The following is a 12,516-nucleotide window of genomic DNA, read 5'->3' on the forward strand; positions in this document are numbered from 1 at the left end:
TTAAGTTTCGATTGGCACAATAGCGTACACTTGTACGCTGAACAAGTCCGATCAGCCATTTAGCACGGAAATTTGCGCCGTCAGGCACACATCGCTAAGATCGCGACACCGCCCGTCAGACGAGTAACTTACGTGAAACAATACGCCATACAACCCGCCACTCTCGAATTTAACGCTGAGGGTACACCTGTTTCCCGAGATTTTGATGATGTCTATTTTTCTAATGACAATGGACTCGAAGAGACACGCTACGTTTTTCTTGGCGGCAATCGTCTTGCGGAGCGTTTTCCCGTGCATTCACATCCATTATTTATAGTCGCGGAAAGCGGTTTTGGCACCGGACTCAACTTCCTGACGCTGTGGCAGGCATTTAACAACTTTCGTTCTGAACATCCGCAGGCGACGCTGCAAAGATTACATTTCGTCAGTTTTGAGAAATTCCCGTTAACACGCGACGATCTGGCGCTGACGCACCAACACTGGCCGGAGCTCGCGCCCTGGGCGGAACAACTTCAGGCGCAATGGCCGCTGCCGCTCGCAGGATGCCACCGATTATTGTTGGATCAGGGGCGGGTGACGCTGGATTTGTGGTTTGGCGATATTAATGAATTGACCGACCAACTGGACGCCACGCTGAATCAAAAAGTAGACGCCTGGTTCCTCGACGGTTTCGCCCCGGCGAAAAATCCGGATATGTGGACGCCAAACCTGTTTAACACGATGGCGCGGCTGGCCCGCCCCGGCGCAACGCTGGCGACGTTTACCTCGGCGGGTTTTGTCCGCCGGGGATTACAGGAAGCTGGTTTTACCATGCAAAAGCGCAAAGGTTTCGGACGTAAACGCGAGATGCTTTGCGGAGTGATGGAACGATGCCTCACGCCGACCATTTCCGCCCCCTGGTTTTACCGTAGCGGAAGCGAAAAACGTGAAACGGCGATCATTGGCGGCGGTATCGCCAGCGCGCTGTTATCACTGGCGTTACTGCGTCGCGGCTGGCAGGTTACGCTCTACTGCGCGGACGACAAGCCCGCCCGGGGCGCTTCCGGCAATCAACAGGGCGCACTTTATCCGCTCCTTAGCAAACATGACGCAGCTATTAATCGCTTTTTCCCGACCGCTTTCACCTTTGCCCGTCGCCTGTATGACGCCCTGCCCGTCTCTTTTGATCATGACTGGTGCGGCGTGACGCAGCTCGGATGGGATGAGAAAAGCCAGCAGAAAATTGCCCGGATGCTTTCCCTGGCGCTGCCAGCCGGACTGGCCTCAGCGCTCAATACCGAAGAGACGACACAGGCGGTTGGCGTTACGACACGTTGCGGGGGAATGACCTATCCGGCAGGCGGCTGGTTGTGTCCGGAACAATTAACTCGCGCAGTCATCGCACTGGCGACTGAACAGGGTTTACAAACGCGCTTTCGCCATACGCTCACGTCGCTCGCTGCGCAGGAGTCGCAGTGGCAACTGCGCTTTGCGTCAGGTGAAGCCGCCAGCCATGATACTGTAGTCCTGGCGAACGGCCATCAGATTAATCGTTTTGATCAGACCCAGCCGTTGCCGGTTTATGCCGTCGGTGGTCAGGTAAGTCATATTCCCACTACGCCCGCGCTCTCCGCGTTGCGCCAGGTATTGTGCTATGACGGCTATCTTACGCCGCAAAACCCGAATAATCGGCAGCACTGTATTGGCGCCAGCTATCACCGGGGTAATGAAAGCACCGTCTGGCGCGAAGAAGATCAGCGGCAAAACCGGCAGCGTTTGCTTGACTGTTTTCCGGATGCCGACTGGGCCAAAGAGGTTGACGTCAGCGACAACAGCGCTCGCTGCGGCGTGCGTTGCGCAACCCGCGACCATCTTCCGATGGTGGGCAATGTCCCGGATTACCACGCCACGCTGACACACTATGCCGATTTAGTGGATAACAAAGCGTCGGCGGTGCCTGCGCCTGTGTATCCGGGTTTATTTATGCTCGGCGCGCTGGGATCGCGCGGTTTGTGTTCTGCGCCACTATGCGCAGAAATTCTGGCGGCGCAGATGAGCAACGAGCCTATTCCACTGGATGCCAGCACGCTGGCGGCGTTAAATCCGAATCGGTTATGGGTGAGAAAATTATTGAAGGGAAAAGCGGTAAAGTAACGAAACAATAGCGGAAGGCGGCGAGCGTCGCCCTCCGGCTTACGGCGTTATTATTTTGCCTTGTCGAACAAATTGTCCCACATCGCTTTGACTAACGCCTGATCGCGCGGCGACAGTTCGCCGGCACCGATCGCTTTTTCCAGACTTTGGCTAACGTTGGCATAGACCGCCTCGACGGAGTGGTCATCACCGCTTTCCAGCTCGGCAATGGCTAACGTCAGGTGGCCACGCAGGTATCCACTGGCAAAAAGCTCATCGTCGCTGGCGTGCTCTACCATATCGTCAATTAATGCCAGAATGCGTGATTCAAACTCCGCGATCATCTTCTTTCCTCATTGTAAACGTGGCGCTGGCTTTAGTTGAGCTCTTCCGGCCACGGGAACTGTTCCGCCTTAAGTTCGGGCGTGTGATAATAATTCTGTAGCGCTTTGATGAAGCGGGCCGGTCGTTCAGGAATGCCCTGCTCCAGATAAGCCATTACCTGCGCATGAACCCGGCGCTGAAACGCCACGCGATCCGGTTCAATGTCGCCTTCCAGATTGTCGCAACTGACGTTAAAGGGATACCCCGCCGCCACGCAAAACAACCAGTCGAAGGCCTGTGGCTTCACCTCAACGTCTTCAAATTGACTTTGGGTCTGCGCGTCGCGTCCGTCCGGGCAGTACCAGTAACCAAAGTCGACCAGTTCGCGGCGCGCCTTACCGGCGATACACCAGTGAGAAATCTCATGCAGCGCGCTGGCGTAAAACCCATGCGCAAAAACGATACGGTTGTATGGTACCTGCGCGTTAGCAGGAAGATAGATCGGTTCGTCGTCGCCTTTAATCAGACGGGTATTAAATTCTTCGGCAAAGCAGCCGTTAAAAATCTCAATTAACTGTTCGTAATGGTGCGTACTGTTCATTAATTCATCCCCAACCAGTGGAGGATCTCCTGTCCGTGGCTATCATAAAGTAACTTGGCGCTCATCACCGCCGAGACAATAACGATCATCGGTCTGATAAGTTTTTGGCCTTTACTCAACACCAGACGCGACCCCATTCGCGCCCCTAAAAACTGCCCAACCAGCATCACGAAGCCCGTCGCCCAGATCACTTTGCCGCCGATGATAAATAACAACAGGCCGCCGACGTTGGAGGTAGCGTTAAGCACTTTGGCATGTGCCGTGGATTTCGCCAGGTTGTAGCCACACAAGGTGACAAACGCCAGCGCGTAAAACGACCCGGCGGCAGGCCCAAAAAAGCCATCGTAAAACCCGACGCATCCCCCGGCTATCAGCGCGAACGGTAAGCCATACAGGCGCCGCTGGCGATCTTCCTCGCCCAGCTTCGGCATTAATAGAAAATAGAGGCCGATGAAAATCACCAGGATGGGCAAGATCTGGCGCAAAATATCCGCCTGCACGTGCTGCACCAGCAGCGCGCCGCTCATCGAGCCAATGAACGTCATCAGAATATTGAGCTTTTGCTCGGCCAGGTTTACTACTTTACGGCGAATAAAATAGAGCGAAGATGAGAGGGAGCCGCCGCACGCCTGTAATTTATTGGTCGCCAGCGCGTTTGCCGGCGACATCCCGGCGGCCATCAGCGCAGGAATCGTGAGCAGCCCTCCGCCCCCGGCGATAGAATCGATAAATCCCGCCAGTACGGCGACAAAAAACAGCACCACCAGCAGCAGCGGGGAGACCATAAACAGCTCATAAAAATTGTCCATTAGAGTACATGCTCATCCAGTAGCGCCTGGCAGGAAGGCGGCAACGGCGGCGGTGTCTTCTTCTCAGGCTTTGTGGTGCCAGGTTTTGGCGGTTCGAACCAGCTTTGCAGTTCAGCGCCGCATCCATCGCCCGGCGGGGGTAAAGGTTGATCTTCGCACTCCAGGCTGTCGGCAGGGCAGCGTAAACGCACGTGCATATGCGCGCGATGCTGGAACCAGGGGCGTACTTTACGTAGCCAGTCACGATCGCTTCCGGCATCGAGACAAAGCTGTTGTTTAATAGCCGGATTGACGAAAATACGGGTGACGTCATTGTCCTCCGCCGCCAGTTTGATCAGACTGGCGATATCCGACGACCAGCGCGACGGCACGACATGTTTACCGTCGCGGGACACCAGATCTAACGCCTGCGGGCGCAATAGCTGCGCCTGGCTCCAGCGCGTTTTCGGCAACTGCAAGAAAATATCCACATCAAGCCCGGTCTGATGACTGGCGTGTCCGCCATTAAAGCGGCCTCCGGCAGGCATCCCCATGTCGCCTATCAGGACGGTTCCGAGCCCCCGTTGATGCGCCTGATGACTCAACCGCTGGATAAACATAACCAGATCCGGGTGGCCGAAATAACGGCGCTGATCGGTGCGCATTACCTGATAATTATCGGACTGTACCGGCAACGTGTCGGCGCCGATGATGCATCCGTTGGCAAAGCTACCGACAGACTGGGCGGCGCCGGGGACAGGATGGGTTATTTTCTGCCATGGCGTCGCCGCCAGGCTGGCGCTACTGACAAACCATGCCAGCAGCGCAATTGCGGTTTTTTTCATTTCTTACCAGCGTGGAATCTCTGTCTTTACATCCGCATTCTGTGCCCGATGGCGCAGCAGGTGATCCATCAGCACGATCGCCAGCATGGCTTCTGCGATCGGCACTGCGCGAATCCCCACGCACGGATCGTGGCGCCCTTTGGTGATCATCTCGACTTCTTCACCCATCCGGTTAATCGTACGTCCCGGCACGGTAATGCTGGACGTAGGTTTCAATGCCATATGCGCCACAATGTGTTGCCCGCTACTGATGCCACCGAGGATACCGCCCGCGTGGTTGCTCTGAAAACCCTGCGCCGTGATTTCATCGCGATTCTGGCTGCCGCGCAGCGCCACCACCTTAAATCCTTCGCCAATCTCCACGCCTTTCACCGCATTGATGCTCATCAGCGCATGGGCGATATCCGCATCCAGCCGGTCAAATACCGGTTCGCCAAGCCCTGCCGGCACGCCGCTCGCCATCACCGTCACTTTCGCGCCGATGGAGTCCCCCTCTTTTTTCAGCGCGCGCATCAGTTCGTCCAGCGCGTCAAGTTTGTCCACATCGGGGCAAAAGAACGGATTACGCTCAACCTGTTGCCAGTCTTTAATCTCCAGCGGAATGTCGCCCATCTGGGTCAGACAGCCGCGGATTTCGATACCGAACTTTTCCGCCAGGTATTTCTTGGCGATCGCCCCTGCCGCTACGCGCATCGCGGTTTCACGCGCGGAAGAACGTCCACCGCCACGATAATCGCGCAGGCCGTATTTCTGCTCATAGGTGTAATCCGCGTGTCCCGGACGAAAAACATCTTTAATCGCGCTGTAGTCCTGCGAGCGCTGATCGGTGTTTTCAATCAGCAAGCCAATGCTGGTGCCGGTCGTCACGCCATCAAACACGCCGGAGAGAATTTTTACCTGGTCCGGTTCGCGGCGCTGGGTAGTATAGCGCGAGGTGCCAGGGCGGCGTCTGTCGAGATCGTGCTGCAGATCGGCCTCCGTCAACGGGATGCCCGGCGGCACGCCATCGACGATACACCCAAGCGCCAGCCCGTGCGATTCGCCGAAAGTGGTTACGCGAAAGAGTTGTCCAATTGTGTTTCCTGCCATCACGGCTCCGTTATCGTTGTTGTCGTTTGCGTGTTTTAATCTTTATAAATGTTGAAATGTTCACGGGCCGCGAGCAGCTGCGCTTTGGTCAACATAAAGACGCCATCGCCGCCGTTGTCAAACTCCAGCCAGGTGAACGGTACCTCCGGATACTGCTCCATCAGATGTACCATGCTGTTTCCGACTTCACAAATCAGAACGCCCGCATCGGACAGATAATCCGGCGCGTTCCCAAGGATACGGCGGGTCAGTTTGAGGCCATCGGTGCCGGACGCCAGCCCCAGTTCAGGTTCGTGGCGATATTCGTTTGGCAGATCGGACATATCTTCCGCATCGACATAGGGCGGGTTAGTGACAATCAGATCGTACTGAACTTTCGGCAGATCGCGGAACAGATCGGAGCGGATTGGCGTCACATGATGGATAAGACCGTGCTCTTCAATGTTATGTTCGGCGACAGCCAGCGCATCCGGCGAAATATCGACCGCATCCACTTCCGCCTCCGGGAAAGCATAAGCACAGGCGATGGCGATACAGCCGCTGCCGGTACACATATCCAGAATATATTTCGGCTGTTGGCTAATAAGACCTGCAAAGTGGTTATTAATCAGCTCGCCAATGGGCGAACGCGGCACCAGCACGCGCTCATCGACATAAAATTCGTGGCCGCAGAACCAGGCCTTATTGGTCAGGTAGGCTACCGGGATACGCTCGTTGACACGACGAATCACCCGCTCGACAATGCGATGTTTTTCGCTGGACGTCAGCCGCGCGGTACGCATATCTTCCGGAATATCCAGCGGCAGATAAAGAGACGGCAGCACCAGTTGCACCGCCTCATCCCACGGGTTATCGGTGCCGTGCCCATACCAGATATTCGCCGCGCTAAAACGGCTTACCGCCCAGCGCAACATGTCCTGAATGGTATGCAGTTCATTCACTGCTTCATCGACGAAAATTTTATCCACGTATTCCTCCAGGGCATGCTCGCATTAAATTCGGCGGCTAGTTTGCCACGAAGACAGGGATAAATCAGCATTGACGCGGCGGGATAATACGAAAAATCCGTTTTGACCATTCGGATGTCATCCGGGTCGGGTAAACTAAAGCAAAATATCAGATGAGACACCCGAATGAAAAAGAAAGCATCGCTCAGCGAGGAGGACCAGACGCTGTTCCGTCAGCTTATGGTCGGCACCCGACAGATTAAACAAGATACTATCGTTCATCGGCCACAGCGCAAAAAAATCACGGAAGTCCCTACCCGAAGGTTAATTCAGGAACAGGCGGACGCCAGCCACTATTTTTCCGATGAGTTTCAGCCGCTGCTCAATACGGAAGGGCCAGTAAAGTATGTCCGGGAAGATGTCAGCCATTTCGAGCTAAAAAAAATGCGCCGCGGCGACTATTCGCCGGAACTGTTTCTTGATTTACACGGTTTAACGCAGATCCAGGCCAAACAGGAATTGGGGGCGCTGATTGCCGCATGCCGTCGGGAGCATATTTTTTGCGCCTGCGTCATGCATGGACACGGTAAACATATTCTGAAACAGCAAACACCGTTATGGCTGGCGCAGCATCCGCATGTGATGGCCTTTCATCAGGCGCCGAAGGAGTACGGCGGTGACGCCGCGCTACTGGTGCTGATTGAAGTGGAAGAGTGGCAACCGCCCGAGTTGCCCTGATGCGAGATCGCCGGATGGCGGCGCAAGCGCCTTATCCAGCCTATGCACAGTCAGCGCTGTCATAGGCTGGATAAGCGAAGCGCTATCAGGCGGCAGAAGATTAAATCGCTTTCGCCATTTTCAGATTGCAGGGACTCATTTGCCAGTTAAATGTCCCTTTGCCGCTTTTATCAAGCGTGACGTTGGCAATTGCGGACGTCGTGAACATCGGCGGCGTTTCGCCCGGACAAAGCTCAGATACCAGATATCCGACCAGAGGTAAGTGAGAGATCACCAGTACCGACTCGATCTCTTCATTGGCCAGAGCATGAAGGTAGGCGCTGACCAGACCGACATCGCCGCAGGGCGTTAGCTCCGGCAGGACATCCACCTGAGCTGGCAGATTCATACAATCGCCGACCACATCTAACGTCTGTTCGGCCCGAAGAAACGGACTAACCAGAACACGTTCGATATCCACTTTTTGACCTTTCAGCCAGTTCGCCATCAGGCGAGACTCGTCACAACCACACGAGGTTAAGGGACGAACCGAATCACTGGCGGCATCGAGGGCTGCGTCGCCGTGACGCATGATAAAAACTTGCATATTGCACCGCTTTTGTTAACCAGTTTCACCAGCACGCTTACCAGATGCCCCTATTGGCTGTGGCAAAAATGCGGTGGCCGGCATTGTGCCTTATCCATTCACCGAATGAAACGCTGTTTTTTACCTCAATGGCGTAAGTATAGTCAATCCTTGATTATTATTTCGCCACCAAGAAGGCATTCAGTGCGGATTCATACTTTCTTTGACCTTAATTTCCCTGGTCAGTTTCCTCATTCATCCAGAAATGCTCCCCGCGCTCAGCCATGCGCATTAATTGTTCACAAGGCGCGTAACGAGGGCCGTAAAGTGCGGCCAGGCGCTGCAAGGTCGCTACCACTTCACCCGGCCCGAGAGCATCCATATAACGAAACGGGCCGCCGAGAAACGGAGGAAAACCAATACCAAACACGGCGCCAATATCGCCATCGCGCGCGCTGCGAATTACTTTTTCGTCGAAACAGCGCGCCGCTTCATTGAGCATTAACATGACACAGCGCTCTGCCACCTGATGCGCAGACAGTCGACTTTGCCCTTGCACGCTAATAACCTTATAAATCGCATTGTCAACCTTTTTTTTGCTTTTACGCCCTTTTTCGCCATAAAGATAGAAACCGCGACCATTTTTTCTACCTTTGCGACCGTCATTCAAAATTGAAGCAACAACATTTGCTGGCGCGCTAAAACGTTCTCCATAAGCTGCCTCAAGCACAGGAATAATTTTAGTGCCCGTGTCGATTCCGACCTCATCCAAAAGTTGGATTGGCCCCACCGGAAAACCAAACTTTACCAGGGCGGCATCAATATGTTCGACACGTTCGCCTTCAGTCAGCATCCGAATCGCTTCATTAATATACGGCGCGAGAATTCGGTTAACATAAAACCCAGCTTTATCGCTAACGACGATCGGGGTTTTACCCTGTTTTTTCGCCAGCTTAACGGTCGTGGCGATGGTCTGCGCGGAAGTAGACGCATGGGGAATGACCTCGACCAGCGGCATTTTTTCGACCGGGCTAAAAAAGTGCAATCCAATCACCTGTTCCGGTCTGCCCGCGTACGCCGCAATATCGCCAATCGGCAAGGAAGAGGTATTGGACGCAAAAATGGTGTGGGAGGCGCAATTTTGCTCCACTTCCGCCACCATCTGTTGTTTTAACGACAGATCTTCAAACACCGCTTCAATTATCAGATCGCGATGACTGAAACCACGGTAATCAGTCGAGCCTGATATCAGCGCCAATTGTTTATCGCGTTCGCTGGCTTTGATATGGCGGCGGCGTACTTTTGTTTCAAGCTGGTCCCAACTATACTTCAGTGCATGATTGATTCCCTTAGCATTTATATCCTTAATACGTACTGGCAAGCCGCCTTTACAGGCCGTGACCAGGGCGATACCGCCGCCCATTAACCCGCCGCCCAATATGCCTACGCTGTTCAGCGGGCCGGACGGCGCATCGCTACCGGGATCTTTTTTCACTTGGGTACTGGCAAAGAAAAGATTACGCAGCGCCTGCGATTGAGGCGTCATCGCCAGCTCGCCGAAAGCACACGCCTCCGCGTCATAGCCGCTACCGCTGCCCTGCGCCAGTCCGGTTTCTATCACGTCAATGATCCGCTCCGTCGCTGGATAATTACCCTGCGTTTTCTGCGCCGTCTTTTTACGCACCAGGCGAAATAGCAGCGCCCGCCCCAGCGCCCCCGCCAGGATACGTTCACGGACCGGTAATGTCCGCTGCGCCAGGCGGTCTTTTTTAGCCAGTTCGACTGCTGCTTCCAGTAAAATAGTCTGCGGCACCACGTCATCAACCAGCCCTGTTTTAAGCGCCTGTCTGGCGCGAAGCTGTTTACCTGTCAGGATCATATCCAGCGCGGTGCTGACCCCCACCAGCCGAGGAAGGCGCTGTGTTCCGCCCGATCCCGGCAAAAGCCCTAACTGTACTTCCGGCAGCCCGAGAACAGTTTTAACGTCATCGGTACAGATACGCCGATGGCAGGCCAGCGCCATTTCAAGACCGCCGCCCAGACAGGCGCCGTGAATAGCGGCGATGACCGGAACAGGCAACGCCTGGATCTCCGCCATAAGTTGCTGTCCCTGACGCGCCAGCGTTTCCGCTTCCTGCGCGCTTTGGCAGCGGCCTATCATGTTGATATCGGCGCCAGCAATAAAGTTATCTGCTTTGGCCGAGATAAAAACAACGCCCTGCAACACTTTATTTTCGCGGATCTGCTTCAGGATGGCGCGCGCCTGGGCGGCAAACTCCGCTTTCAGGGTATTTACCTTTTCCCCTGGGACATCAATAGAGACAACCGCGACATTATCCAGGCGCACGTTAAGCGTAAAAGCTGATGTGGTCATTATTCCGCCTCCAGAACCATAGCCGCGCCAAGACCGCCAGCCGCACAGGCCGTTACCAGGCCAAAACCGCCGCCCCGACGCCGTAATTCATGCAACGTTTGGTTTATCATCCGCGCGCCCGTTGCGGCAAAAGGATGTCCGTAGGCGATTGAACCGCCGAGCACGTTAAATTTTGTGTCATCTACCTCCCCTGTCGCTTGTGCGCGCCCAAGCACATCGCGGGCAAATCGTTCGCTTCCCAGCAGTTGTAAATTGGCCAGCGTCTGGGCGGCAAACGCTTCATGCATGTCAAAAAGCGTCAGATCGGCCATCGTCAGTCCGGCCCGCTCCAGCGCCAGCGGCGTTGACCAGGCCGGTCCCAATAGCATGTCCTGCCAGACATCAATGGCGGTAAACGCGTAGCTACGGAGATAACCGAGCGGACGTAGCCCCAACTCTTTAGCCCGGGATTCGGTCATCAGGATAACGGCAGCGGCGCCATCAGTCAGTGGCGTACTATTGGCGGCGGTCACGGAGCCATGTTTTCTGTCAAAAGCGGGACGCAGTTTGGCGTAGTCCGCCAGCGTGGAGTTGCCGCGAATGTTATTGTCTTCTGAAAAAGGATTTTTATACGGCGGCGCATAGGTCGTCATCACCTCTTCCGCCAGCTTGCCCTCCGCCCATGCCTGTGCAGCGCGCTGATGCGAACGATACGCCAACGCGTCCTGCTGCTCACGCGTAATACCATACGTTTTCGCCATCTGTTCGGCGGTGTCACCCATGCGCAAACCGGTGGAATACTCGGCAACGGCGGGAGGAACAGGCAGCAGGTCGCGTAAGCGCAGGCGGGAAAAAAGCGTTAGCCGTTGGCGGGTTGTACGGGCTTTATTAACGTCTACCAGCACCCGCGCCAGGGCTTTACTCACGCCTATGGGCAGTACCGACGATGAATCTGCGCCGCCAGCGATCCCCGCGCGTATCGTACCTGCCATCAGGCTTTCCGCCACATTCGCTACCGCCTGAAAACTGGTGGCGCAGGCACGGCTTACGCTATAGGCATCGGTATGAACATTCATTCCCGTACCCAGCACAATTTCACGCGCAATATTAGGGGCTTCCGGCATTTGTACGACCTGACCAAAAACCAGTTGCTCGATGGCATCGGCTGGAATTTCACTGCGCGCCAATAGCTCGCTAACCACCATTTTGCCGAGATCAACAGCAGGAATACCATGAAATGCAGTGGCCTGACGAGCAAAGGGGGTTCGCAACCCACTGACAATAGCAATGCGATCGCCCTGACGGGTGACCAACGGTAAAGCCTGACGCATAGTACTCCCCTGTAAAAAATAAATTAGTGGTCTGACCTGATCACATTCTTAACTAATTTTTTACATTTAGCCAAGTGGAGAGAAAAGAAAGTGGGAGCTATGGCACAGTGAAGGGAAACATAAAAAATGAAAACGCCTCCGCCAGACGATGACGGAGGCGTCGTTAATGAACGGATTAACGCAGGCCTAGCTGGAAGATAAGCGTTTCTGCTTCGCAGGCGAAAACAAAATCGATATCCAGACGAACACCGTCAGATTCCTCGGTGAAGGTTGGCGTAATTTGGCAAGGCTCAGACTCCACGCTACGCGCTTTTTCGGTTAACGCCGCCAGCGTCTCTTCAGCCTCTGCACGGGTAGCGAATACGCGACTGTATGACGCGGTGCAATCGGAGTTGTCCATGATGGTTCCAACGTCCATACAGCAGCAAACCGGGGTTTCATCAGCACTGCATTTACTCATTGTAGATTTCCTCTGTATTTGCACCCAGGGTGCCAGATAAACAATGGGAATATTTTACGCTCCCGGCATACGTCTCTCCAGTCGTTAATGGTGGGAAACGCGTTAAGTGACCGAAATCACACTTAAAAATGATCTAAAACAAAAATCGCGCGATCGGATAGCCGTTGAGTCCCTTGATTTTGCCAACCAGATCTCGTTTCTAAGATCAGAATTGAAAAAACTTATAAACATACTTGCAACATTTAAGCTGGTCAGACCTATACTCTCGCCACTGGTCTGATTTCTAAGTTGTATCGCAGACCCTACACTTCGCGCTCCTGTTACATCATGTAACATAGTTTGTATAAAAATAATCAATGAGGT

At 54.4% G+C, this 12,516-nt stretch carries 12 protein-coding genes; 2 read left to right on the top strand and 10 right to left on the bottom strand.

The window, feature by feature from the left end:
- Window positions 1–132: 132 nt before the first annotated feature.
- A complete protein-coding gene (gene mnmC, locus F4V61_RS07775; RefSeq protein WP_170243774.1) occupies window positions 133–2,133 on the top strand; it encodes a bifunctional tRNA (5-methylaminomethyl-2-thiouridine)(34)-methyltransferase MnmD/FAD-dependent 5-carboxymethylaminomethyl-2-thiouridine(34) oxidoreductase MnmC in 2,001 nt (666 codons plus the stop codon).
- 50 nt (window positions 2,134–2,183) lie between these two features.
- On the opposite strand, the gene F4V61_RS07780 is transcribed toward mnmC, so the two are convergent.
- From F4V61_RS07780 to prmB, 6 genes are read right to left on the bottom strand one after another with little or no spacing between them, the layout of a single operon-like run.
- Complete coding sequence (locus F4V61_RS07780) at window positions 2,184–2,456, bottom strand: YfcL family protein (RefSeq protein WP_038395092.1); 273 nt, start codon at window positions 2,454–2,456, stop codon at window positions 2,184–2,186.
- Window positions 2,457–2,488: 32 nt separating this feature from the next.
- The gene (locus F4V61_RS07785; protein WP_080161000.1) at window positions 2,489–3,037 is read right to left on the bottom strand and encodes an elongation factor P hydroxylase; all 549 of its coding nucleotides are present in this window, start codon (window positions 3,035–3,037) and stop codon (window positions 2,489–2,491) included.
- On the bottom strand, window positions 3,037–3,846 hold the full coding sequence (locus F4V61_RS07790; RefSeq protein WP_000368602.1) for a sulfite exporter TauE/SafE family protein: 810 nt from the start codon (window positions 3,844–3,846) through the stop codon (window positions 3,037–3,039). Before F4V61_RS07790 ends, F4V61_RS07785 begins: the two co-directional genes overlap by 1 nt.
- The gene (mepA, locus tag F4V61_RS07795; protein WP_000750432.1) at window positions 3,846–4,670 is read right to left on the bottom strand and encodes a penicillin-insensitive murein endopeptidase; all 825 of its coding nucleotides are present in this window, start codon (window positions 4,668–4,670) and stop codon (window positions 3,846–3,848) included. Before mepA ends, F4V61_RS07790 begins: the two co-directional genes overlap by 1 nt.
- A 3-nt stretch (window positions 4,671–4,673) precedes the next feature.
- Window positions 4,674–5,759, bottom strand: coding sequence for a chorismate synthase (gene aroC, locus F4V61_RS07800; RefSeq protein WP_038395086.1), 1,086 nt, complete (start codon window positions 5,757–5,759; stop codon window positions 4,674–4,676).
- 35 nt (window positions 5,760–5,794) lie between these two features.
- Window positions 5,795–6,727: a 50S ribosomal protein L3 N(5)-glutamine methyltransferase gene (gene prmB, locus F4V61_RS07805; RefSeq protein ID WP_038395083.1), complete on the bottom strand. Its 933-nt coding sequence runs from the start codon at window positions 6,725–6,727 to the stop codon at window positions 5,795–5,797.
- Window positions 6,728–6,892: 165 nt separating this feature from the next.
- Here prmB and smrB point away from each other — a divergent pair, with 165 nt between their 5' ends.
- A complete protein-coding gene (smrB, locus tag F4V61_RS07810) occupies window positions 6,893–7,444 on the top strand; it encodes an endonuclease SmrB (protein ID WP_038395079.1) in 552 nt (183 codons plus the stop codon).
- A 100-nt stretch (window positions 7,445–7,544) separates the two neighbouring features.
- On the opposite strand, the gene sixA is transcribed toward smrB, so the two are convergent.
- From sixA to F4V61_RS07830, 4 genes are all read right to left on the bottom strand, one after another.
- Entirely contained in the window at window positions 7,545–8,030 is a 486-nt protein-coding gene (sixA, locus tag F4V61_RS07815) for a phosphohistidine phosphatase SixA (RefSeq protein ID WP_038395077.1), read from the bottom strand.
- 208 nt (window positions 8,031–8,238) lie between these two features.
- Window positions 8,239–10,386, bottom strand: coding sequence for a fatty acid oxidation complex subunit alpha FadJ (gene fadJ / locus F4V61_RS07820; RefSeq protein ID WP_038395075.1), 2,148 nt, complete (start codon window positions 10,384–10,386; stop codon window positions 8,239–8,241).
- Window positions 10,383–11,693: an acetyl-CoA C-acyltransferase FadI gene (gene fadI / locus F4V61_RS07825; protein ID WP_038395072.1), complete on the bottom strand. Its 1,311-nt coding sequence runs from the start codon at window positions 11,691–11,693 to the stop codon at window positions 10,383–10,385. Before fadI ends, fadJ begins: the two co-directional genes overlap by 4 nt.
- Before the next feature lie 175 nt (window positions 11,694–11,868).
- Window positions 11,869–12,153: a YfcZ/YiiS family protein gene (locus F4V61_RS07830; RefSeq protein ID WP_000030903.1), complete on the bottom strand. Its 285-nt coding sequence runs from the start codon at window positions 12,151–12,153 to the stop codon at window positions 11,869–11,871.
- Window positions 12,154–12,516 lie beyond the last annotated feature (363 nt).

It is taken from the genome of Salmonella enterica subsp. arizonae, assembly GCF_008692845.1.
Classification (GTDB): Bacteria; Pseudomonadota; Gammaproteobacteria; order Enterobacterales; family Enterobacteriaceae; genus Salmonella; species Salmonella arizonae.

What these genes read in the sequence shown, in the direction of transcription:
- F4V61_RS07790 (WP_000368602.1), bottom strand. Translation starts at nt 3,846, where the DNA reads ATGGACAATTTTTATGAGCTGTTTATGGTCTCCCCGCTGCTGCTGGTG.
- mepA (WP_000750432.1), bottom strand. Translation starts at nt 4,670, where the DNA reads ATGAAAAAAACCGCAATTGCGCTGCTGGCATGGTTTGTCAGTAGCGCC.
- sixA (WP_038395077.1), bottom strand. Translation starts at nt 8,030, where the DNA reads ATGCAAGTTTTTATCATGCGTCACGGCGACGCAGCCCTCGATGCCGCC.
- fadI (WP_038395072.1), bottom strand. Translation starts at nt 11,693, where the DNA reads ATGCGTCAGGCTTTACCGTTGGTCACCCGTCAGGGCGATCGCATTGCT.
- smrB (WP_038395079.1), top strand. Translation starts at nt 6,893, where the DNA reads ATGAAAAAGAAAGCATCGCTCAGCGAGGAGGACCAGACGCTGTTCCGT.
- F4V61_RS07785 (WP_080161000.1), bottom strand. Translation starts at nt 3,037, where the DNA reads ATGAACAGTACGCACCATTACGAACAGTTAATTGAGATTTTTAACGGC.
- F4V61_RS07830 (WP_000030903.1), bottom strand. Translation starts at nt 12,153, where the DNA reads ATGAGTAAATGCAGTGCTGATGAAACCCCGGTTTGCTGCTGTATGGAC.
- F4V61_RS07780 (WP_038395092.1), bottom strand. Translation starts at nt 2,456, where the DNA reads ATGATCGCGGAGTTTGAATCACGCATTCTGGCATTAATTGACGATATG.
- aroC (WP_038395086.1), bottom strand. Translation starts at nt 5,759, where the DNA reads ATGGCAGGAAACACAATTGGACAACTCTTTCGCGTAACCACTTTCGGC.